Source organism: Eionea flava, from assembly GCF_055393785.1.
Window position 1 is genome coordinate 2,098,919 of the sequence record NZ_AP036018.1, and the last position, 24,215, is coordinate 2,123,133.

Here is a 24,215-nt window from a genome sequence, read left to right on the forward strand (position 1 = left end):
TCAATAAGCAGCCCTCTAAACTAGCGACAGCTAGTAGGTACTAGATTTGAGGGCACAGTACCAAATAACTCTGGCTCAGGCAGCCCTTGACTAATCTGACTATAATCTCCCGTAGTCGATATACAGGCCCAACGAACAAAACCCGTGACATTACCCGCTATGATGGCTTGTCTTACAGGTAGATACGCCCCTCCCGATAAGAGATACGGAGTGTAAATGATAGTGTTAGAGTTATTATCGAAGGAACCCACATTGTTTTCATTCAGTGTCATTACTAAATTATCATTCTCATCAAATAATAATGAGCGAACATACTTACTAGATGCACCATTGCCATTGAGGCGAGCATTCCAATTTGCCATCATCGCATTCAAACCAGCAACGCTATTCAAATCAGCAACACCCATTACAAGGTGTGCCTCAAGAGTGAGCAAAGTTCCCTCTGTAATGCGTGAGCGCACTTGACTTTCAACGTAGCTTGGATAGGCAAACATTGAAATTATACCAATAATCAAAAGGACAAACATTAACTCCAACAAGGAAAAACCGTACTGCTTAACATTTAATTTATTATTTATAAGAAGCATTTCTATCTCCGAGATAATTAACCGTTATTCGGACAGCACCAAAAAGTTATTGAAAAGGATTCACGTTAATATAGCGATTCACCTGCCCCGACTCTACATTGATTAAAGCAACCCATGCACCAAACCGATGAGTAACAGGTAACCATACAACCTCTGATTGATGACTAACCCTAGATACCTCTCTAAGCAACCCATCAAGTACCTGCTCTTGATCAGGCCTTTGAGCTTTATAGGTATTAATAATCGACAATAACCGCTCAACAGGATAGGCACTCTTCACTAGCTCACCAGCATTGCACGGCCGAAAGTACTTGGGCATATGCTGCACATCATACCCCGAAAACAGCAAATGATTAGTTTCTTCTGGAGTTTGAGGGCGATTTGAACAAATACTCCTTGGACCAAAATGAGGTAACACCTTGTACTCCAGCAATGAAGACTTAGCAAGCCTTTCTGCATCAAAATCACCCGCAACAACGACCTCTAAGCGATCTTTGACAAAAACGACATAAACAGGCCGAGACTCAGACAAGGTATATAATCCGTAAAGTAATACACCCACTTGCAGCAAAGTAATAATAATATAGTCAAAAAGCAGCTCCTTTTGTGACTTTAGCGGATTATAAATCACCAAAGTAATAAGAGGCCCTAAACAAAAATCTACGATAGCAATAATAAGAAAGAAGTTATCAATTCTGAGCATTTCTGCAAAAGGGGAAGGGAACCAAACGATAAAAACCCATAGCAAAACAGCTGTTAGGGCAACAGCAGACACCAAAGCATGAAGCAGCATTGGTTTTAATTTAGACTTTATGATAGTAATTAATGTGGTAACTTTCACTTTATTAACTACCTTTTGACATACTAGCCAAACAAGCCATCGACACGCCCAACGATCAAACCAATAAAAAAGGGCGCTGGCGCGCCCTTCTTGAGAAACTAATTAATCAATTATCGGCATTCTGATGGCGCAAAATTGGCATTTAGATTGCCATTCGGAACATCTTCAGCAAATCCCCTAGCGACCGACACAGCCTCAGTAGCTGAACCGCAAGCCCATGCCATTCCACCGGTATTACCATTACCCACAGCAGTGCCCCAAGCAGTATACTCGGGTATGCCTGCGTCACTACCACCAGTGATCATATATGGCGTATATACCAACGTATTAGATGTGTTAGTAATACTACCAACATTAGCTTCATTATATGTAACCGTCAACTGACCACAGGTAGCACATGTACCCTCACCCTCACCAACATTAAAAAGGACACTTCTCACATACGTGGTTGAGGCGCCGTTACCACCCGCTCTAGCATTCCACGTATCCATTGTGGCATCAAGCTCTACACCTGTTGCACCACCTCTAGCAAACACTTTTTTAGCATCTGCGGCAAGCGTTGTGCCTTCCGATATACGAGAAATAACCTGCTGCTCATTATAAGCAGGCAATGCTACTGACGCTAAAATGCCTACAATTGCCACTGCAATCATAAGTTCGATTAATGTAAAACCACTTTGATGTCTTTTCATAATACTCACCTATTTTAAATTTTTAATGTGTATGACGTTATTGAAAGTTTATATATTTTTCCAACTATGAATAATCATTTAGCGTGCCAACTTTTTTAACACATAGATATACGCTAAAACATTGAGAAGTTTTAACTAAAAGTATTTATTAACAAACACCACCATGAAAAAAGGTGACCAAAAATGTCACAAAAAGACATTGAATTACCGAAAAATGGCTAACGTGCCAATTTTTAGTAGTAGACTAAGGTATTAAATTCAGCAACCTAATACACGAACCTATCACTAACGCACATCCACTAACCATTGATTTGTTGGGTAGAGTAATACAGAATCGAGGTTTAAAAATAAGAAGATACTGTTTTATGAGTACATTAATGCCATTGAGCGGTCTAGCTAAAAGGCTAACCTCAGAAAAACTTGTTGAAGAACAAGACATGCAAAACTATCTGGCAGCAAGCCAAAAAAAGGGGATAGGCTTAGTTGACTATCTTGTTAAAGAGCTAGTCTTGGACGCATTAACAATCGCGATTGTAGCTACAAGAGAATTTGGCACTCCACTATACAACCTAGCAATACATGAAAGTAATCAATTCCCTATAAATTTGGTCGATAATAAACTGGTCAGCAAGCACCGAGTGATGCCATTATTTAAACGTGGCAACCGACTTTTCTTAGCTGTTACAGATCCTACCGATTTGCAAGCCTTAGACGATATCAAGTTCAACACAGGGCTAACCATTGACCCTATTTTGGTTGAAGCCGATAAGTTAGATGAAACCATTGAAAAATTTTTAACCTCTCAGGAAGAAAGCCTAGGTGAGACACTTGGAGGCCTAGACGAAGACAATTTCAGTGATATAAACCCAGAAAACGTTGATGAACAAGAAGAGGAATCAACAGACGCCGACGAAGCCCCTATTGTTAAATTTATTAATAAAATATTAGTGGAAGCCATTAGACAGGGCGCTTCGGATATTCACTTTGAGCCTTATGAAAAAAGCTACCGGATTCGATTTCGTACTGATGGCGTATTAAATGAAGTACAAAAGCCACCGGCTAATTTAGCGACACGATTGGCTGCTCGCCTAAAAGTGATGTCGCAAATGGATATTTCCGAGCGTCGCATACCGCAAGATGGTCGTATTAAATTAAAGATTTCTCGCAGCAAATCTATTGATTTTCGTGTTAACACACTACCTACACTATTTGGTGAAAAAATAGTGTTAAGGATACTTGACTCTTCATCAGCTAAGATGGGTATTGACGCACTCGGATATGAAGATGCACAAAAACAATTATTTATGGATGCGCTCAATCAACCACAGGGTATGATACTGGTGACAGGGCCAACCGGTAGCGGTAAAACCGTGTCACTCTATACTGGCTTAAATATTCTTAATACGAGCGAGCGCAATATATCTACCGCCGAAGACCCTGTTGAAATTAACCTAGAAGGCATTAATCAAGTACAGGTCAATAATCGAGTCGGGCTAACATTTGCTGAATCACTGCGATCATTTTTACGCCAAGACCCCGACATTGTAATGGTAGGGGAGATCCGCGACTTAGAAACGGCTGAGATTTCTATTAAGGCAGCACAAACCGGTCACTTAGTCTTATCCACACTCCACACCAATAGCGCTGCAGAGACGTTGACCCGCCTGTTAAATATGGGCGTCCCTACCTTTAACGTTGCAACAACCGTCAGTTTGATTATTGCACAGCGCCTTGCGCGACGCTTATGTCATCACTGCAAAAGCCCAATGGATGAACTGCCCGAAGATGTATTAAAAGAAGAGGGGTTAGCAGAGTCAGTCATTGATGTGCCGCGACAAGAGTGGCAACTTTTTAAAGCCAATGGGTGCCCAAAATGTAACAAAGGTTATAAAGGCCGAGTCGGAGTTTACGAGGTAGTAAGAATAACACCCCAAATATCCCACCTAATTATGGAAGGTGGCAACTCTTTAGATATTGCAAAACAAGCTCAAGCTGAGGGCTTTTATAATTTACGTGTTGCCGCATTGCGTAAAGTTGCACTAGGACTGACGACTCTAGAAGAAGCCAACCGTATCACAAAAGACTAATTAGACACTGTGTTATAGTATCCAATTAATTAAACGAATTTACTGACACTCAACCTTCTTCCTCACGTGGATTAATTTTATGGCATCACCTCAATCTACTACTTTTATTTATAAAGGTATCAATCGCAAAGGGAAAAAGGTTGAAGGAGAAATTTCAAGCACTTCCCAAGCACTAGTTAAAGCGCAGCTTAACAAACAAGGAATAAGGCCAAAGGTCGTTCGCAAAAAACCAAAGCCACTATTTAGCGGCTCAGGCAAAAAAATTAAACCCATAGATATCGCTTCATTCACACGCCAATTGGCGACCATGATCAAAGCAGGCGTTCCTTTAGTTCAAAGTTTTGATATTGTGGCTGACGGTGCTGACAACCAATCAATGAAAGAATTAATCCTTAATATTCGGACAGACGTTGCCTCTGGTACAGGCTTTGCCGCCAGCTTACGTAAGCAGCCTAAATATTTTGACGATTTATTTTGCAATCTCGTAGAAGCAGGAGAGCAAGCAGGTGCCTTGGAAGCATTACTTGACCGACTTGCCACCTACAAAGAAAAAACAGAAATATTAAAAGCTAAAATCAAAAAAGCGCTCACCTATCCTATTGCCATCTTACTTATCGCGGCCGTGGTTACAGGAATATTGCTTATAAAAGTCGTTCCGCAGTTCGCTAGCACATTTGATAGTTTCGGAGCTGATCTCCCTGACTTTACACTTTTTGTATTAAATCTCTCTGAGATAATGCAAAAATACTGGCTGCTAGTCGCAGGAAGCATTCTTGGTATTGTTGTACTGTTCAAGTTTTATTATAAAAAGTCTCACGGCTTAAGAAAAAGCACCGATAAATTTTTACTGAAAATGCCTATCGCCGGCAAGATAATATACAATTCCATTCTTGCTAGATATGCACGGACGCTTTCGACCACTTTTGCCGCAGGTGTTCCTCTTATCAACGCACTGGAGTCCGTAGCAGGCTCAACCGGCAACATCATTTATGAGGAAGGCGTATTATCAATAAGAGACGATGTTGCTACAGGCATTCAATTAAATGCATCAATGCGTAGCTCTGGCCTGTTTCCCAGCATGATGTTACAAATGACGGCAATAGGCGAAGAGTCTGGTGCATTAGACGCAATGCTTGATAAATCTGCAACATACCATGAAGATATTGTGGATAACACGGTAGACAGTCTTTCATCACTTATAGAACCTATTATTATGGCCATACTTGGTGTACTTGTAGGTGGTTTGTTAATAGCCATGTATCTGCCGATATTTCAAATTGGTAGCGCAGTTTAGAAAATACAAAAAACCGTTAATACATGGTTGAACCTATGGAATATTTTTTTCTACAATTTTCAGAATTTCCAATTATATACTATCCACTTGGAGCACTTATAGGCTTATCCATTGGCAGCTTCCTAAACGTCGTCATATACCGCATCCCCAAAATAATGGAGCAGGAGTTTCGCTCTGAATGCTGTCATTTTTTAGATATAAAAGATAAAAAAAAATCAGCTCAAAAACTAACACTTTCTACTCCTCGCTCTACCTGCCCAGCATGTAATACCGCTATAAAACCTTGGCATAATATTCCGGTTATTAGCTACTTATTATTAAAAGGGCAATGCGCTTATTGCGGTACAACAATTAACGCACGCTACCCTATTATCGAAGCGGCTACCGGCGTATTGAGCGTATGGGCTATTTACAGCCTAGGTTTTTCTATTGAAGGCTTAACCGCTTTGCTCTTGTTGTGGGCATTGATTTGTTTAACGATGATTGATATCGACACCCACCTTTTACCTGATAGTATTACCTTACCGTTACTGTGGCTTGGGCTAATAGTCAATAGTTTTGGTTTTTACACGAGTCTAGAAAACGCTTTATGGGGAGCCGTTTTTGGTTATTTATCATTATGGTCTGTTTACTGGTTATTTAAATTAATCACCGGCAAAGAAGGCATGGGCTATGGCGACTTTAAATTATTAGCCGCATTAGGCGCGTGGATGGGGTGGCAATTTTTACCGTTAATTATTTTACTATCTTCTTTTGTAGGTGCTGTTATCGGTATCGCCGGCATTATTATTTTAGGTAAAAACAAAAACATACCTATCCCTTTCGGGCCTTATTTAGCTATAGCCGGGTGGATTGCTTTTGTATGGGGCGATCACATTATTAACTATTATTTAAACAGCTTAGGGCTAATGGGCTATTACTAATTGCGTAGATCTGTCGACAACAACATGACATTTATTTTAGGTGTTACCGGGGGCATTGCTAGTGGCAAAACAAGCGCGACTAAGGCTTTTCAATCACTAGGCATTAATGTTGTTGATGCCGATATAGTGGCTAGAGAGCTTGTATCTTTAGGTTCCCCTGCGCTATCGACCATAAGCCAGCACTTTGGTAAAAGTATTTTATTGGATTCTGGCGAGTTAAATCGTCAACAATTGCGTGAAATTATTTTTTCTCAACCTGAAGAAAAAACATGGCTAGAGAGTACATTACACCCTCTTATTAGGGAGGCAATTCAACAACAGTTATTATCAATAACATCTCCCTATGGTATTTTATCTTCACCACTGCTATTCGAAACACAACAGAATACGTTGACTCATCGAACACTCGCCATTGACTGCCCAACGGCATTACAAATAAAAAGAGCAAGTCAGCGTGACAGTGTTGAACACTCGCAAATAGAGCGTATTATACAAACGCAATTATCGAGAACGGAGCGCAACCAATGCGCTGACGATATTATTATTAATGACGGAAACCTTGAACAGCTAACGAAAAACATTGAGGATTATCACAACAAACTATTAACGGCTATCAACAGATAGGCTTCTTGAGTGACACCCTAAAATGACACATAAAATAGTTTATTACCCAAAAAGAGCATCACAATGACAAGCGAACTCCCCTGTCCTCAATGTAAAAAAAGCATACTGTGGAATGACGACTTTCCCTATCGACCATTTTGCAGCAAACGCTGCCAACTTATTGACTTAGGGGCATGGGCAGACGAAAAATTTTCGATCCCTGTAAGCGAAGAAAACAACAATGATGGCAACTGGGAACAGTAGTAAAGGAAAGGCCATGAAGTGTATAAAAATGAGCGATATACATTGTCTACTGCTGAATAAAACCGCTACTTTATGAGTATCTGCAGATGATTCTTGCACGATGCGCCGCGCGTAGAAAAAGTCACTAATAGCGACAGTTATAAATGAGATAACTGCAATTGCAAAGCTTGAACAATCGCTTGATTAGCTTCGGGGAAAGGGTAATTATCCAGCTCGCTAATACTCACCCATTGAATAGGTTGCGCTTCTTTACCGCGAGCCACGCCTTCAAAACTTTGACTTAGCCATACATCTAATAACACACGTTTATCACCATAATCGTGCTCGACTTGCTGAAAAGGTGTAGCCTGCGTAATTTTTACATCGACTTCTTCTATAAACTCTCTGACTAAAGCATCAAATGCCGTTTCATTTTTTTCAACTTTGCCCCCGGGAAACTCCCACAAATCGCCTTGATGCTGATGCGACGCTCGCTTAGCTAATAGAATTTTTCCATTCGTATCTTGCAAGATACCTACAGCAACGTGAACCATTTTTTTTGAATCGGCTGGAGTCGTTTTTGTCATTGATTACATTTTTCCTCGATACCCCCTTGTGGGGTAAACGCCGCATGAGAGTGAAATGGTTTTCGTGTGAAGCTCTCCAATAATAACTACGTTCTATACTCAGCATTAATAGTTACATATTCATGAGATAAATCGGTGGTCCAAATTGTTTCGGAAAAACGCCCTCGATCCAACACAACACGCAACGTAATATCCTGCTGATCCATGACTAACTGGCCCGCCTCTTCGGTATAACTGCTGGCACGCCCACCATTTTCGACAATTAATTGATCGCCTAAGTACACCCGCAACCGTTCAACATCCAACGCATCAACACCTGCATAGCCGATAGCCGCCACAATACGCCCCCAGTTAGGATCGGAAGCAAAGCACGCCGTCTTCACCAGCGGTGAATGCGCAATCGCATAAGCCACCTGAAGACACTCATCCGCTGTAGCGCCTTGCTCAACATGGATCGAAAGAAATTTCGTAGCGCCCTCACCATCGCGAACAATCATTTGTGCTAATTCGGTGTACACTTCGTTAATCGCTTGCTCTAAGCGCTGATAAAACGCACCCGACGTACTATCAACAACAGACGATGTCTGGTTAGCGGCCATCAATAGGCAACTATCATTGGTCGAGGTATCACCATCAATCGTAATACGGTTAAATGACTGATTAGCCGCATTAAACGACAACACATCTAACACATCTTTGCTAACCGTCGCGCTAGTCGCCACGAATCCCAGCATAGTCGCCATATTCGGATTAATCATTCCCGCGCCTTTGGCAATACCATTAACAACGACGGTTTCACCTTCGTATTCGAACGAACGCGTAGCGCCTTTAGGGCAAGTATCTGTAGTCATAATACTTTGCGCCGCCAGTGACCATTGCGCTTCGCTAAGCTGGTCAAAAAGTGCAGGTAAGGCATCGATAATTTTTTGAGCAGGTAATAGCTCGCCAATCACACCGGTAGAAAATGGCAGCACTTGTTCACGTTTGATCCCAGCGTGAGAGGCAATGGCAGAACAGCAATCTAGTGCAGCCGCCATACCTAATTCGCCGGTACAGGCATTGGCATTACCTGAATTGACAACAATATAAGACGGCTGATGCTTAATATGCTCTCTACATACAGCAACAGGCGCTGCACTGAATGCATTTTGTGTAAATACACCAGCAACCGTGGCATTGCTGGGTAGCGCTATCATCAATACATCAAGTTGGTGATTTTTTTTGATACCCGCACTGACAGCATTCAGTTTGATTCCCGAGATAGGAGGCATTTCTGGAAAAGGTAATTGACCTACAGGCATACAAGTCGTCTCGCTAAAAGTATTGGTGGGTATGGCTAGCCGTTCTTTTTGCCATAGTATTTCACACCGGTATAGACAAAAATTGAGTAGATTCCGGTTTTCACCGGAATGACGGAGCTAAATGTCAACGATCGGGCTAAGTGTCGACGCATGTTAGAGCTTGCCGTGGCATTGCTTATACTTTTTCCCTGATCCACAAGGACAAGGCTCGTTACGTCCCACTTTTTTACCCTCGCGCACAAAAGTTTGTTCATCTGCCGGTGGTTCTTGGCTCTTATTATCTGCCGTTAACGATGGAGAATCAGCATGTTCCATTTTCATTTCAGCTTCCATTTGCCGGCGGCGTTCAGCTTCCATCGCAGCCATTTGCTCTTCTGACACTGGTTCAACTCGTGTCACGATACGCACGGTTTCTTCTTTAATCGTTTGCAGCATCGATTGAAACAACTCGAATGATTCACGCTTATATTCTTGCTTAGGATTTTTTTGCGCATAAGCCCGTAAACCAATCCCTTGACGTAAGTGATCCATATTCAGCAAATGATCTTTCCACTGCATATCGAGCACTTGCAACATCACTTGTTTTTCAATTTCTATCAAGCTGTCAGATAAACGCTCACATTTTTTGTCATAAGTTTCTTGAATCGCAGCCGTCAATTTTTCTAACAACGTTTCTTCGTGCAATGACGGATCATCGTCTAGCCATTGCTGCACTGGTGCTGGAGTATCAAACTCAGATTCGATGTATTGCTGCAAACCTTCAACATCCCATTGTTCCGCCATACTTTGCGGTGGTACAAAACCGCTATACGTGTCGCTAACTACATCCCTACGAATATGTGTAATAACATCACGAATGGATTCTGCCTCAAGAATTTCATTACGCTGATTATAAATCACCTGACGCTGATCATTCGCTACATCATCAAACTCTAGCAACTGCTTTCGAATGTCAAAGTTACGCCCTTCTACTTTTCGCTGTGCTTTTTCAATCGCGTTAGAAACCATACGATGCTCAATAGCTTCGCCTTTTTCCATACCGAGTGCTTGCATGAAATTACGCACACGGTCAGAAGCGAAAATACGCATCAGATTATCTTCCATCGACAGATAAAAGCGTGATAAGCCAGGATCACCCTGCCGACCTGCACGGCCACGCAATTGGTTATCGATACGACGAGATTCGTGACGCTCTGTACCCAAAATATGTAAACCGCCCGCTGCCATTACGGTATCATGGCGCTGCTGCCAGTCGGCTTTAAGTGCGTCGACTTCTGCCTCTGACGCAGAGTCCCCTAAGGTAGTTAGTTCAACCTGCAAGTTGCCCCCAAGAACAATATCAGTACCGCGACCGGCCATATTAGTTGCGATGGTTATTGCACCCGGACGCCCTGCCTGAGCAATAATTTCAGCTTCTTTTTCGTGGAATTTAGCATTGAGAACATTGTGAACTAGCTTGTCTTTATCGAGTCGCTGGGATAGTGCTTCTGATGATTCAACAGAAGCTGTTCCCACCAAAATGGGCGCATTATTTTTTTGGTATTTTTTAATATCTTCAACAATGGCATCATATTTTTCTTCGATGGTGAGATATACCAAGTCATTCAAATCTTTCCGCTGGACTTCACGATTAGTCGGAATAACGACAACATCTAAACTATATATTTGTCGAAATTCAAAAGCCTCGGTATCGGCCGTGCCGGTCATCCCCGACAGCGTAGGATATAAACGGAAGTAATTTTGGAAAGTGGTCGATGCCATTGTTTGAGATTCATTTTGAATCGACAAAGCCTCTTTCGCTTCAATCGCTTGGTGTAAACCCTCCGATAAACGGCGGCCCGGCATGGTGCGGCCGGTATGCTCATCAATCAACAACACTTCACCATTCTCTACAATGTAATCAACATCTTTCTGGTACATGGAGTGGGCTTTAAGTGCAGAATGCACATGATGAAGTAAGCTCAGGTTAGTCGCTGCATACAGGCTTTCGTCTTGTTCAAGTAAGCCAGCCTTAGTGAGCAGTTCTTCTATACGCTGATGACCTTTTTCTGTTAATTCTACCTGCCGCTGTTTTTCATCAATGGTAAAGTCGATACTCTCATCAATTTCTGCATCTTTTTCAGTGGCGATAGGCTGGCCTTGTAACTTGGGAATAATACCGTTCATCGTCCGGTAGAGTTCTGCGTTATTGTCGACCTGTCCTGAAATAATTAACGGTGTTCGCGCTTCATCAATAAGAATAGAATCTACTTCATCGATAATGGCAAAATGCAATGGGCGCTGTACCCTATCTTCTTTTGCGAGCGCCATATTATCGCGCAAGTAATCAAAACCAAATTCGTTATTTGTGCCATAGGTAACATCGGCTTGATACGCAGCCTGCTTATCTTCCAGAGCCTGCATAGAGTGCACAACACCCACAGTCATCCCTAAAAATTCATAAATAGGTGTCATCCACTTGGCATCACGACTAGCCAGATAGTCATTCACGGTCACAATGTGAACACTACCGGTTAACGCATGTAAGTAAGCGGGTAAGGTAGATACCAATGTTTTACCTTCACCTGTGCGCATTTCTGCAATACGCCCTTCATGTAAAGTGATTCCGCCGATAAGCTGCACATCAAAATGCCGCAAGCCTAGTGTACGTTTGGACGCCTCTCTAACCACTGCAAATGCTTCGGGAATGAGACTCTCTATGGTCTCACCATCTGACAAACGTTGCCTAAACACGGCTGTCTTTGCTTTCAGCTCATCGTTTGAGAGCGATACCATATCGTCCTCTAGTTGGTTTACTTTGCTAACCAACTTACCCATACGTTTGATTTCACGTTTATTTTTGGAACCAAACACGGTGCGAACTATTTTATTGAACATAACTGACCTAAATTATTATTGTAGGAGCGACTACGGGCTCGTCTCGTTTAAAACATTCGAAACGTACATCGCTACGAATAGATGGTAATTAAGTGGGTGCAATATGCGGTAAATCAACCCGTTAAGCGTCTGTAATAGAGGCTATCTATTAGGAAAAGGTTGTTACCGCTGTTAATTAACCTGGAGGGATATTATCGGTAAGTACGATTGATATAAGAGGCCGGATCGACTGTACGGCCGTATTTATAAACTTCAAAATGCACATGAGGGCCGGTAGAACGACCTGTGCTGCCCATTAGGGCGATGACTTGTCCTTTTTTAACAACATCACCTATTTTTACTAAATTCTTCTTATTATGCGCATAGCGTGTTTGAAAGCCATTACCATGATTCACTTTGATCATGCCACCGTAGCCTGCACGCTCACCGGATTCAATAACAACACCAGAAGCTACCGCAACAATTTCGGATCCCATCTTGCCTGCAAAATCAACACCGCTATGCCAAGCTACCTTCCCAGTAAAAGGGTCTGTACGGCGGCCAAAGCGTGATGACATCCAGCCTTTAAGCACAGGGCGGCCAGCCACAAATACGTCATTTTGAAAGCTACGATCTACCATCAATGATTCGAGCGTTTCTAGCTGCTGCTCTCTATCATCAATTTTATCGGCTAATTGATTAATGAGGTCTATGAACTTAGGAGGGGTATGGGAGTCACCCAATTCAGCGGTTTCTGGACCACCAACGGCGGGCTGTTGCGTAAAATCAAACTCACCTTGGTCAAGGTCAGCCATGCTAGTTAAGCGCTCACCTAGCGCGTCAATTCTGACGAGACGGCCTTGCAGCTCAGCCATTCTCAGTGTCATCGCAGACAGCGTTTCTTGTGATTCTTGTTTAACGTCTTCGAGGGCTTGCTGTTGCTCTGCTAGCGTATCATCCCATGCCTGATTAGCCATATCTGTCATCAGACCATCGGCCGCTATTTTATTAGACTCATGACCAATATAAATGCCAGCTCCCAAGGGTAAACCAAGAAAGCAAAGTGACAATAGGGCTCTCGTCCAACCAGCTAAGGTGAATTGACGAGTTTTCCCTTTATTATTAACGAGTATGACTTTCACAATAACCAATATACATCTTATGGGTGAAACTAAATTCAAATACTAAAAGCAAATAATGCTATGTAAATAGAGTATAGATGACTTTCTAGCGATTCCTGCTGGAAAAATTAATTTGATCTAAAAAAAGTGTTTTTATAGCTAGAATTATTATAAAAAGAGAATTTAACTATGCATGGCGCAATATAGCTTATTTTTTCACCAAAAAAAAGCCATAAACATACGGCTTTTTTACTGTTTCTCTACCTTAAACCGCCAGTATTGGCTTGGCATACGAGATAGGTGCCGCACTATCGTCTTCAAACGTTACAACTTCCCATGCATCTGGTTGTGAAATCAGCTTTCTTAGTGACTTATTATTCAACGCATGACCTGACTTATGCGCACAAAATTCACCTATTAGGCTATTACCTAATAGATAAAGATCGCCAATAGCATCTAGTACTTTATGCTTAACAAATTCATCTTCATAGCGTAAACCGTCCTCATTAAGCACACGAAAATCATCAACAACAATTGCATTATCCATGCTGCCACCTTTAGCGAGACCTTTGGACCGCAAGTGCTCAATTTCATGCATAAAACCAAAAGTGCGCGCACGACTCACTTCTTTCACAAAAGAGGTACTGGAAAAATCAACCGAGGCATGCAACGAACGATCTTTGAAAGCAGGGTGATCGAAATCAATACTGAAACTGACTTTAAAACCATCGAAAGGACGAAAGCTGGCGGTTTTATCGCCATCTTCAACGGATACCGACTTTTTGATGCGAATAAACTTTTTAGGCGCAGATTGCTCTTGAATGCCCGCAGACTGAATCAAAAAGACAAAAGGCCCTGCACTACCATCCATAATAGGTACTTCAGCGGCACTGACCTCGATAATCGCATTATCGATACCCATACCCGCCATGGCAGAAAGCAGATGTTCCACCGTGGAAACTTTTACATCGCCACTTACAAGGGACGTCGATAGTGTCGTATCACCAACATTCTCGGCTTTAGCTGGAATATCTACCGATGGCTCTAAATCTACACGCCTAAAAACAATACCATAATCCTCAGGCGCGGGTTTTAAGCACAAGTACACTTTATCACCGGTGTGTAAACCAACACCTGTAGCCTGTATTTCGTTTTTCAATGTTCGTTGGCGAATCATTATAAGTTGTTGTCCTGTAAGGAATTTTTAATAGATAAAAATTCGATAGATAAATCGTAGACGATGGTTATTGATAATACAAACATGCATACCAAAAAAGGCGCGCATTGTAACAGCATTTATTCGCTAGCTCTATGCGACTTTACTATGACCTATCAGCGGCGCTGATAAACGCCACGATAAGCCGATGGGAAAGAATTCACATAAAACGAGCCTGCCTAGCGGGCAAAGCATAATGAATTCAAGGGGAAAGAATCCATCATGAACATCGCCCATTTTAGCAGTCAAGCCAACAACCACCATAAGGTTAAACTATCAATCAATGACAAGCCTTCTTTAAGAAAGTTCCTCAATGGGTTAACACATCGCTAAACCAACACAGCAACTGCTTGCTTTACTTTACAATTTTACTTAGTCCGCTTGGTTTCTTAAGAAAGCGGGGATATCAAGGTATTCAAAATCCTTGTCCGATACAGGATGATCTGCTTCTACCGCAGCCGTCGCTGCACTTGTGTTGCGCATAACGGTAGGACGATCCAATTCACTATAATTGGTTACGGGCTGCTTACGTGCATTATTAACAACCATTTCAGGTGCTTTTTTCTGCACTTGAGTATCTTGTAGGCCGGTAGCTACTACAGTCACTCGAATTTCATCACTAAGCTCGGGGTCAATGACCGTACCCACAACCACTGTTGCATCGCCCGCTGCAAATTCTTCTATGGTTTCACCCACTTCGTTGAAATCCCCCAAAGAAAGATCTAAACCTGCTGAGATGTTCACCAAAATACCACGAGCACCTTGCAAATTAATGCCTTCAAGTAACGGACTTTTAATGGCAGCTTCAGCGGCTTCACGAGCACGACCTTCACCAGAGGCAGAACCACTACCCATCATTGCCATGCCCATTTCAGACATCACTGTTTTCACATCGGCAAAGTCAACATTAATCATACCGGGGCGCATAATAAGATCTGCAATACCTTGTACGGCACCGAGTAATACGTCATTAGCGGCTTTAAAGGCTTCGATTAAACTGGCTGAAGCTCCCAAAACAGATAGTAAGCGCTCGTTAGGAATAGTAATGAGTGAATCAACATGCTGCTGCAACTCAAAAATACCTTCGTCTGCAACAGCCATACGCTTCTTGCCTTCGAACGGAAAAGGACGAGTCACAACCGCAACGGTTAGAATACCCATTTCTTTGGCCACTTCGGCCACAACCGGTGCAGCACCAGTACCTGTACCACCACCCATACCGGCGGTAATGAAGACCATATCCGCTCCTTGTAGTACTTCAGCAATACGCTCGCGATCTTCGATGGCAGACTGACGGCCAACCGCAGGATTTGCTCCAGCGCCTAGACCTTTAGTCATATCACCGCCCAATTGCAGGGCTGTGCGTGCATCAACATCACGCAATGCCTGCGCATCGGTATTTGCGCACACAAACTCTACACCCTCGACATGTGACTCCATCATATGACGTACAGCGTTACCGCCACCGCCGCCAACACCCACAACTTTAATCACTGCGTTTTGCGGCATATTCTCTACTAATTCAAACATGGCATTTCCCCTTTTTTTAAAATACGTAAATAACTATTGATATCAAAATAATAAACACAAATGATTAATGGCCGCCTTGGAACCAGCGTTTCATTTGCTGTAAAAATGTTGGCTTACTTTCTTTGTAAACCGTACGGCCGTCTTGATGTCGTTTTTGCGCATAGTGCAACAAACCAACACCCGTTGAATAAATAGGATTACTAACAATATCAGACAGGCCTTTAACATGCTGAGGTGCACCTAAACGCACAGGAATATGGAAAATTTCTTCGGCCAGCTCGACCACTCCTTCCATTTTTGCTGTGCCTCCGGTCAGAACGATGCCGGCAGCGATTAAATCTTCAAAGCCACTACGACGTAGTTCGGCTTGTACTAATGTAAATAACTCGTCATAACGCGGTTCAACGACTTCGGCTAATGATTGTCGAGAAAGTGCGCGAGCTGGTCGCTCGCCAATACTTGGCACCTGTATCGTTTCATCAGCACCCGTTAGCTTGGCCAAGGCACACGCATATTTAATTTTAATATCTTCCGCATGTAATGTCGGAGTGCGTAAAGCCATCGCAATATCGTTAGTTACCTGATCACCCGCGATCGGGATCACACCGGTGTGACGAATGGCTCCATCAATAAATATTGCAATATCTGTTGTACCACCACCGATATCTACCATGCACACACCTAGCTCTTTCTCATCTTCGGTGAGTACTGAGTAGCTAGACGCTAACTGCTCCAAAATAATATCTTCTACTTCTAAACCACAACGTCGAATACATTTTTCAATATTCTGCGCAGCATTAACTGCACACGTAATAAGGTGAACTTTCGCCTCTAAACGCACACCTGACATGCCTAATGGCTCTTTAACACCTTCTTGACTATCGATCAAATACTCTTGTGGCAAAATATGCAGCACTTGTTGATCAGCAGGAATAGCAACCGCTTGCGCGGCATCAATCACACGATCAATATCCTGACTAAATACTTCTCTATCTTTAATCGCCACGATACCGTGCGAATTCATACTACTAATATGGCTACCGGCAATACCGGCATAGACGGAATTAATTTCACAACCTGCCATCAATTCAGCTTCTTCGATCGCACGTTGAATAGATTGTACGGTTGATTCGATATTGACTACCACACCCTTTTTTAAGCCGGTTGAGCGATGTGAACCAATGCCAATAATTTCTAATTCGCTGCCATTTAATTCACCAACGATGGCAACGACTTTGGATGTTCCGATATCCAAACCGACAATTAAGTTACTTTCTTGATTCTGCGACATTATTTAACCCCTTGCATACTGTTTATCGCTCGTTTTTCGCTGCCTTATTGTTGGACGATACACCGAACTATTTATTTCTTTAATGATTGTATCGATCTCATCAAGCTCTTCTTGATTCTGACGATGACTTTCAACTTCTTTCCAACTAACCGCTAAACCATTGGGATAACGAAGATCTATCGTATCGATATTCATGGTTATATTTAGTACTTCCTGATCTAATAAATAAGTAAAACGCTGTAATTTTTTATTCATTTCACCTCGCCCAATCATTATTTTCCACTGATTAGCCAATTCTATTCGCCAAACACCGCGACGACTTTTCTCTAACACCTTAATCGATAAACCATACTCGCTTAACATGCTCGCTAGTACAGAATATCGTTGCATAATAATTTCTGCATCTTTCTCTTCCCCTACTAATACAGAAAGTTGCGTTAAGTGCGAATCACCAGCCAGAAAAATAATCTCTCCGCGAACATTAACAAAGCCGTCATTACTCCATCGCGCAATAGGAATCTGTTCTTTAACGATGACTTCTAACTTGTCAGGCCAGCGCCGACTTAAATCAACACTGTCTACCCATGGCATCGCTTCCAATGTAGCTTTAATACGGCTTATGTTTTCTCCAATAAAACTGCCGCCAATCATTTCTTTTGCGATGGATGTCATATCTTGTTCGGAGACATAATCAAACTGCCCTTTAACAACAATACTCGCGATAGGACGATTTAAAAAATCTTGCGTAAACCTCGCACCATAAAACCCAATAACGCCTAATAAAAAAATACCTATTACGGTAACCGATAAAATACGTAGCACTGTGCGTATTTTTTTCAAAGGCAAAGAAAGCGGCTTTTTTTCTTTTACCCTAATTCGTCGGTTGCTTTTTTTCATCAAAATAATTTTATTTAATGATCTGCAATTGCCAGAGGGGAAATAATTTCTCCTACTAGCTCGTCAAAGCTATACCCTGCAGCTTTTGCTGCCATAGGCACTAAGCTATGGCTCGTCATGCCCGGTACGGTATTCACTTCCAATACATTAAACGCATTATTTTCATCACGCATGATATCCACACGCCCCCAGCCTGAACATTGAAGGCTATTAAATGCAGACAATGCTAGCTGTTTAATTTCTTCTGTCTCTTGATCATTTAAGCCACACGGACAAATGTATCGCGTTGTATTATCTCGATACTTTGCATCGTAATCATAAAACACTCGATCGGTTTCTAGTTTAATCACGGGCAAGGCTTCGCCATTGACAATAGCAATCGTATATTCATCACCAACGAGCACTTTTTCAGCCAAAACGGTGGCATCATATTCGGCTGCTACCTGGTACGCTGCTTTTAGCTCTTGCGCGCTATGAGCAAAACCCATCCCAATACTTGAGCCCTCATGTGCAGGTTTGACCATGGCGCTACCGCCCAAATAATCCATCGCTTTTTCAAAGTCAGTCGTCTGACTCAATACAACAAAAGGTGATGTCGCAACACCAACGCCTTTCCACAATTGTTTGCTTAACAACTTATTCATCGCGAGGGCCGATGATTGTGTATCACTACCCGCATAAGGAATATTCAACAGTTCTAACAACGCTTGTAATCGACCGTCTTCACCAATACCGCCATGCAATACAATAAAAGCCGTATTAATATTTGCTTGTAAAATTTTCTCAACGACATCACCGGTAAGATCAATAGCCACTGCGTCAGCACCGAGATGACGTAACGCATTAAATACGGCTTGACCGCTTTCTAATGAAACCTCGCGTTCGGCTGACACACCACCAAATAGCACGCCTATACGACCTAAATCGGATAGTTTATTTATCTTTTTTTCCATTGCTTGCTTATTACTACTCATATTATTCATTAACTGACTATCGACTTACGACAACTCGCGTTTAGCTAACTCAACAGCCAAGCCACCAACGTTGCCTGCTCCCTGTGTCATTACAATATCATTAGGCATAACCACTTCTTTGACGATCGCTGGAACGCCATCAACCCCTTCAACAAAAATAGGATCAACTTTACCGCGATTACGAATACTACGACTCAAATGGCGGCCATCTGCACCCACAATAAGCTCTTCACCCGCAGAGTAAACATCTAACAAAATAAGCACATCGACTTTTGATAATACATCGATAAAATCTTCATAAAGATCTCGTGTACGAGAATAACGGTGCGGCTGATAAACCATCACCAAGCGCCGCTCAGGCCAACCTGCTCTTACTGCCTGAATGGTCGCGTCAACCTCACGTGGATGATGCCCGTAATCATCGACCAACATAGCAGTTCCATTTTCTGCCGCATCATCCTGACTCTTGACGGGGTATTCTCCGTAGATTTGGAAACGACGACCCACGCCTTCAAAACTAGATAAGCCTTGCTGGATCGCCTCAGCGCTTATATTTTCATCATTAGCGATAGCAATTGCCGCCAGCGCATTAAGCACATTATGTTGGCCTGGCATATTCAGTTGAATCTCAAGTTGCTCCCCACCAAGATGGGTACTTTGTACTGAGAACTGTGTACGGGTTTTATCTTGGCTAACATTTATTGCGCGGTAGTCATTACCTTCGTTAAAACCATACGTAATCACCTGACGAGAAATGTCTGGCAACAACTCCTGAATCACTGGATCATCACCACACACCACTAACAACCCATAAAAAGGTAGATTGTGAATAAACTCAATAAAGGTTTTTTTCAAACGAGAAAAGTCACCCTCATAAGTATCCATATGGTCAGCATCGATATTGGTGATGACTGCAACCATCGGTTGTAAATGTAAAAATGATGCATCACTCTCGTCAGCTTCTGCGATCAAATATTGACTGGTCCCTAATTTAGCATTGCTGCCAGCGCTATGAACAAGACCACCGATAACAAAGGTGGGGTCTAACTTCGCGGCAGCAAAAATAGAGGTAATCAAACTCGTTGTTGTGGTTTTTCCATGCGTGCCTGCAACAGCAATACCATGCCGATAACGCATTAACTCCGCTAACATTTCTGCACGACGCACAACAGGAATTCGATGTTCGCGGGCACTAACAATTTCTGGGTTATCTTCATCAACAGCACTCGAATTAACAATAACATCGGCGCCAATAACATTTTCCATGTGATGACCAATAAATATATTCGCTCCCATGGCTTTTAAACGATCAACCACGGCTGAGCCACGTAAATCAGAGCCCGATATTGTATAACCTTGATTCAATAGTACCTCTGCAATACCGCTCATTCCTGCACCACCAATACCAATAAAGTGGATACGCTTAATACGGCGCATTTCGGGTACGCAAAAATTCATACTAGACGGCATGGCTCGTCCCCTTTGTCGATGAAGCACATAATGCCTCGCAATAATCTGTCACACGCTCGGCTGCTTGAGGAAGAGCAAGCGCATGCAATTTTGTTTTCATAATGGATAATTTTTGATGATCAGCCGCTAATTGAGTTAAGCATTTTGCTAATTCAGTACTCGTTAGTGATTGCTGCTCAATTAACAATGATGCCTCACTATCCACCAACCACTTAGCATTGTGGTATTGATGATTATCAATCGCTGAAGGTAAAGGAATAAAAATAGCAGGCACACTCGCAACGGCGATTTCACTCACAGTTAGCGCCCCTGCACGACAAATCACAACATCCGCCCACTGGTACGCCGCAGCGACATCACCAATAAACTCTTCTGTCGTTGCTTTGATGCCTAATTGAGCATAAGCCTCGGTAACCGTCGACTGTTTGCCTTGACCTGTTTGGTGTAATACCTCGATATTTAACGGTAAATTTTTCTCTTTTATGGTCGATAGTAATTCGGCTATAGCATGAGGCATGACATCGTTAATAGCTTTGGCACCTAAACTGCCACCAGTAATTAATAGATGAAATGTATTGTTTGATGCTTGAGCAGTTAAACATCCTGAAGCAACCGACTGATGTAAATTAACAATATCGCTACGCACAGGGTTACCTACATGTACAGCATTCGGCAATGCCCCAGGGAAGGCAGATAAGGTTTTAGCGGCTAGTTTATTAAGCAATTTATTAGTACTACCTGCGACCGAGTTTTGCTCATGGATAATTAATGGCTTACCCATCAAACGCGCAGCAATGCCACCTGGAGCCGCAACAAAACCACCAAACCCAACGACAATATCAGACTGTGTTTTTCTTATAACCTTCATTGCCTGAAAAACTGAACTCAAGAGATACAATGGCGCCAACAATTGCTGCAATATATTTTTACCGCGAAACCCTTTAACTGGTAACGCGTAAAAATCAATATGGTGATTAGGTACTATGGTTGATTCCATACCTGATGTTCCCAACCACGAAACACTAGCACCACGCTTCTGCAATTCTTTCGCGACAGCTATTGCTGGAAAAATATGGCCGCCGGTGCCACCAGCCATCACTAAGTAGCGGCATGCTTTATTTGTCGCTGTCATCGTGCTGCCCCTCTTTTTGTGGGCCTTTTGCTTTCACCAACCAGTGCGCAATCCAAGTCATAATCAATCCGTAAAACTAACGCTACTAACAAACAAGTAATAATGAGGCTACTGCCACCATAGCTAATAAAGGGCAGGGTTAAGCCTTTTGTCGGCAAAAAGCCTGACGCCACGCCAACATTAATAATGACTTGTGTCGTCAATAAAATAGCCACGCCAAACACGGCTAATGCACTAAATACGTCTTCTCGTTCCATGGCCTTTTTAGCGATGGCAAAAATATGAGTGATCAGTAAAAAGAATATAGCCAACAAACAAAGTACACCGACAAAACCATATTCTTCTGCAAAAATCGCAAACACAAAATCTGTATGTGCTTCAGGAAGATAAAGTAACTTTTGTATACTATTACCCATTCCCAAACCCCACCATTCGCCTCGTCCAAAAGCAATAAGTGATTGCGTAAGCTGATAACCGCTATCAAACTGATCTTTCCATGGGTCTAAAAAAGTCACGAGTCGTTTCATGCGATAAGGCGTAAAGAACGCTAATGCGGCCAAAATTCCCAAACCGGAAAAAAGCAACAAAATACACTGCCAAAGTTTAGCGCCTGCTAAAAACAACATTCCACCCACGGTAACTGCTAAAACAACCGCTCCGCCAAAATCTGGCTCTAATAGGAGCAACCACATTAATAGCACTAGCATTAATAGTGGTTTAAACAATTCTTTCCATTGCGTCTGTAAAACATAATGGCTATTGGATAAATAACTAGCAAAAAATATAACGCCGCATAACTTTACAATTTCAGATATCTGAATCGTAATGGGACCTAATTGAATCCAACGCTGGCTACCATTAACACGCTTGCCTATACCCGGCACAAGTACAATGAGTAGTAATACACAGGCAATCAAAAATAGTACCCAACCGTACTTTTTCCAAAAACTAGTAGGAATGCTTAACATCACCACACTCGCCACAAGGGCAATGCAGAGATACGCGAGATGACGTTTAATAAAAAACCACGGATCGTTATAGTTAACGGCCGAATAGTCGATCGATGCCGAAGCAATAATAATGATACCCACCGAAATCAAAATAGCCGAAAGCAGCATGACCGAGTAATTCAACCCAACATTCGTATGTGGCGGAGAATACAATGGCGATGATAACGGGAGTTGACGTAGGCTTATCATGCCGCTAACTCCCTAACAATTTGAGAAAATTGGCAACCACGATCCTCAAAACCTGCAAACATATCAAAGCTGGCGCAAGCGGGTGATAACAAAACAACATCACCGTTGGCGGCATATTCTAATGAGCGTTTAACCGCATCACTTAATGTCGATTCGTTAATACAGCTAACAACAGAAGCCACCGCTTGTTCAATCATCGGCGCATCGCGGCCGATAAGAATGGTGCACTTCACATGTTTTTCTATCGTCGCCATCAGCGGTGAAAAGTCCGCCGCTTTACTTTCGCCACCGGCAATCCATACGATATTTTTACCGTCAGCAAAACCATCAATCGCAGCTAATGTGGCGCCTACATTTGTTGCTTTAGAATCATTAATATATATAGCGCCATTGATTGTTTCGACATACTCACAACGATGCGGCAAGCCTCTATAACGCTTTAACGTTGAAAGCATTTTCGCCATATCAAAACCCGCTGCCGTGCCCAGCGCTAAAGCTGCCTGCGCGTTAAGCTGATTGTGCCGGCCTTTTATAGCAATATCTTCTACCGCAATTAATGGAGAAAATTGGTAACTAATCGATGTTTTATCCCCTTGCTGTAAAACACCAAAGCTCTTCATATCTGATGCATCACTGCCAAAGCTAATGACTTTCGCATCTTTAGCGAGGGGCGGGTGAGTCAGTGCATCTTGGCGATTGATAACCACGGTTTGTGCGTGTCGATAAATGCGTTGTTTTGCCTGATGATATTCCGCAAAAGAAGCGTAGCGATCCATGTGATCATGGCTAACATTCAAGACTGTTGCGGCAATCGGTTTAAGCGAGGACGTTGTTTCTAACTGAAAGCTTGACAGCTCCAACACAAAAATATCGATGGCTTTTTGCGCCAGTAACTCAAGCACCGGCACACCCAAATTGCCTCCAACACCGACGGACAAACCACATGACTCAGCCATTTCGCCCACCAATGTTGTGACCGTTGACTTAGCATTCGAACCAGTAATGGCAATAACCGGCTGCTTCACTGCGCGTGCAAATAATTCAACATCGCCAATAATAGAAACACCTGCTGTATGCGCTGTTTGCAATTCGGGCGTCTGCAAACTTAAACCTGGGCTAATCACAACTTCACTGGCCTGCATTAAACGCTCTTCATCTAAACCGCCTAAATACAGCTCGACATCACCAAATTCTTGTTTAAAAACTTCAAGATTAGGTGGAGATTCACGTGAATCCATAACAACAAAATGCTGTTGTGTATCGCGCAAATAGCGGGCAACCGACAAACCGGTCACACCAAGACCGATAACGACGATAGATTGTGAACTGGCAATCAGTTGCATATTATTTTTACTCTAACGCTCTCAATCA

General features: G+C 42.5%; 21 protein-coding genes. 5 read left to right on the forward strand and 16 right to left on the reverse strand.

The genetic code is table 11. From position 1 onward, the window contains the following. Positions 1–20: 20 nt before the first annotated feature. From ACZ5O6_RS09170 to ACZ5O6_RS09180, 3 genes are all read right to left on the reverse strand, one after another. The gene (locus ACZ5O6_RS09170; RefSeq protein WP_447091861.1) at positions 21–587 is read right to left on the reverse strand and encodes a pilin; all 567 of its coding nucleotides are present in this window, start codon (positions 585–587) and stop codon (positions 21–23) included. A 46-nt stretch (positions 588–633) separates the two neighbouring features. Then, entirely contained in the window at positions 634–1,428 is a 795-nt protein-coding gene (locus ACZ5O6_RS09175; RefSeq protein ID WP_464283503.1) for a hypothetical protein, read from the reverse strand. Between the two features lie 110 nt (positions 1,429–1,538). Beyond that, a complete protein-coding gene (locus ACZ5O6_RS09180; RefSeq protein ID WP_447091859.1) occupies positions 1,539–2,120 on the reverse strand; it encodes a pilin in 582 nt (193 codons plus the stop codon). A 365-nt stretch (positions 2,121–2,485) separates the two neighbouring features. Between ACZ5O6_RS09180 and pilB the strand changes: the two genes are divergently transcribed. The 5 genes from pilB to yacG all read left to right on the forward strand — a co-directional run bounded on the left by pilB (position 2,486) and on the right by yacG (position 7,291). Continuing rightward, positions 2,486–4,207 (forward strand): type IV-A pilus assembly ATPase PilB, encoded by a 1,722-nt coding sequence (gene pilB, locus ACZ5O6_RS09185; RefSeq protein WP_447091858.1) that lies wholly within the window; start codon positions 2,486–2,488, stop codon positions 4,205–4,207. A 79-nt stretch (positions 4,208–4,286) separates the two neighbouring features. Continuing rightward, positions 4,287–5,501, forward strand: coding sequence for a type II secretion system F family protein (locus tag ACZ5O6_RS09190; protein ID WP_447091857.1), 1,215 nt, complete (start codon positions 4,287–4,289; stop codon positions 5,499–5,501). Positions 5,502–5,536: 35 nt separating this feature from the next. Then, positions 5,537–6,424, forward strand: coding sequence for a prepilin peptidase (locus ACZ5O6_RS09195; RefSeq protein ID WP_464283504.1), 888 nt, complete (start codon positions 5,537–5,539; stop codon positions 6,422–6,424). A gap of 24 nt (positions 6,425–6,448) precedes the next feature. Further along, positions 6,449–7,048 carry a dephospho-CoA kinase gene (gene coaE / locus ACZ5O6_RS09200; RefSeq protein WP_447091855.1) on the forward strand — a complete coding sequence of 200 codons (600 nt, stop codon included), beginning with the start codon at positions 6,449–6,451 and terminating at the stop codon, positions 7,046–7,048. A 63-nt stretch (positions 7,049–7,111) separates the two neighbouring features. Continuing rightward, on the forward strand, positions 7,112–7,291 hold the full coding sequence (gene yacG / locus ACZ5O6_RS09205; protein ID WP_447091854.1) for a DNA gyrase inhibitor YacG: 180 nt from the start codon (positions 7,112–7,114) through the stop codon (positions 7,289–7,291). 137 nt (positions 7,292–7,428) lie between these two features. Here yacG and mutT read toward each other — a convergent pair whose 3' ends face one another. From mutT to murD, 13 genes are all read right to left on the reverse strand, one after another. Beyond that, positions 7,429–7,857, reverse strand: a complete 429-nt coding sequence (gene mutT / locus ACZ5O6_RS09210) for an 8-oxo-dGTP diphosphatase MutT (protein WP_447091853.1) — start codon at positions 7,855–7,857, stop codon at positions 7,429–7,431. 86 nt (positions 7,858–7,943) lie between these two features. Next, positions 7,944–9,158: a bifunctional glutamate N-acetyltransferase/amino-acid acetyltransferase ArgJ gene (argJ, locus tag ACZ5O6_RS09215; RefSeq protein ID WP_447091852.1), complete on the reverse strand. Its 1,215-nt coding sequence runs from the start codon at positions 9,156–9,158 to the stop codon at positions 7,944–7,946. Positions 9,159–9,311: 153 nt separating this feature from the next. Further along, the gene (secA, locus tag ACZ5O6_RS09220; protein WP_447091851.1) at positions 9,312–12,035 is read right to left on the reverse strand and encodes a preprotein translocase subunit SecA; all 2,724 of its coding nucleotides are present in this window, start codon (positions 12,033–12,035) and stop codon (positions 9,312–9,314) included. Positions 12,036–12,226: 191 nt separating this feature from the next. Beyond that, positions 12,227–13,156: a M23 family metallopeptidase gene (locus tag ACZ5O6_RS09225; protein WP_447091850.1), complete on the reverse strand. Its 930-nt coding sequence runs from the start codon at positions 13,154–13,156 to the stop codon at positions 12,227–12,229. Between the two features lie 244 nt (positions 13,157–13,400). Further along, positions 13,401–14,312 carry a UDP-3-O-acyl-N-acetylglucosamine deacetylase gene (gene lpxC, locus ACZ5O6_RS09230; protein ID WP_447091849.1) on the reverse strand — a complete coding sequence of 304 codons (912 nt, stop codon included), beginning with the start codon at positions 14,310–14,312 and terminating at the stop codon, positions 13,401–13,403. Positions 14,313–14,723: 411 nt separating this feature from the next. Next, positions 14,724–15,881 carry a cell division protein FtsZ gene (gene ftsZ / locus ACZ5O6_RS09235; protein ID WP_447091848.1) on the reverse strand — a complete coding sequence of 386 codons (1,158 nt, stop codon included), beginning with the start codon at positions 15,879–15,881 and terminating at the stop codon, positions 14,724–14,726. Between the two features lie 64 nt (positions 15,882–15,945). Beyond that, entirely contained in the window at positions 15,946–17,172 is a 1,227-nt protein-coding gene (gene ftsA / locus ACZ5O6_RS09240) for a cell division protein FtsA (protein WP_447091847.1), read from the reverse strand. A gap of 3 nt (positions 17,173–17,175) precedes the next feature. Then, positions 17,176–18,069, reverse strand: a complete 894-nt coding sequence (locus ACZ5O6_RS09245) for a cell division protein FtsQ/DivIB (RefSeq protein WP_447091846.1) — start codon at positions 18,067–18,069, stop codon at positions 17,176–17,178. Positions 18,070–18,083: 14 nt separating this feature from the next. Continuing rightward, positions 18,084–19,052 carry a D-alanine--D-alanine ligase gene (locus ACZ5O6_RS09250; protein WP_447091845.1) on the reverse strand — a complete coding sequence of 323 codons (969 nt, stop codon included), beginning with the start codon at positions 19,050–19,052 and terminating at the stop codon, positions 18,084–18,086. A gap of 15 nt (positions 19,053–19,067) precedes the next feature. Beyond that, on the reverse strand, positions 19,068–20,513 hold the full coding sequence (gene murC, locus ACZ5O6_RS09255) for a UDP-N-acetylmuramate--L-alanine ligase (RefSeq protein ID WP_447091844.1): 1,446 nt from the start codon (positions 20,511–20,513) through the stop codon (positions 19,068–19,070). Beyond that, positions 20,503–21,645, reverse strand: coding sequence for an undecaprenyldiphospho-muramoylpentapeptide beta-N-acetylglucosaminyltransferase (gene murG, locus ACZ5O6_RS09260; RefSeq protein ID WP_447091843.1), 1,143 nt, complete (start codon positions 21,643–21,645; stop codon positions 20,503–20,505). The genes murC and murG overlap by 11 nt, the downstream gene beginning before the upstream one ends. Then, complete coding sequence (gene ftsW, locus ACZ5O6_RS09265) at positions 21,642–22,844, reverse strand: putative lipid II flippase FtsW (protein WP_447091842.1); 1,203 nt, start codon at positions 22,842–22,844, stop codon at positions 21,642–21,644. Before ftsW ends, murG begins: the two co-directional genes overlap by 4 nt. After that, positions 22,841–24,187 carry a UDP-N-acetylmuramoyl-L-alanine--D-glutamate ligase gene (gene murD / locus ACZ5O6_RS09270; protein ID WP_447091841.1) on the reverse strand — a complete coding sequence of 449 codons (1,347 nt, stop codon included), beginning with the start codon at positions 24,185–24,187 and terminating at the stop codon, positions 22,841–22,843. The genes ftsW and murD overlap by 4 nt, the downstream gene beginning before the upstream one ends. Between the last annotated feature and the right edge of the window lie 28 nt (positions 24,188–24,215).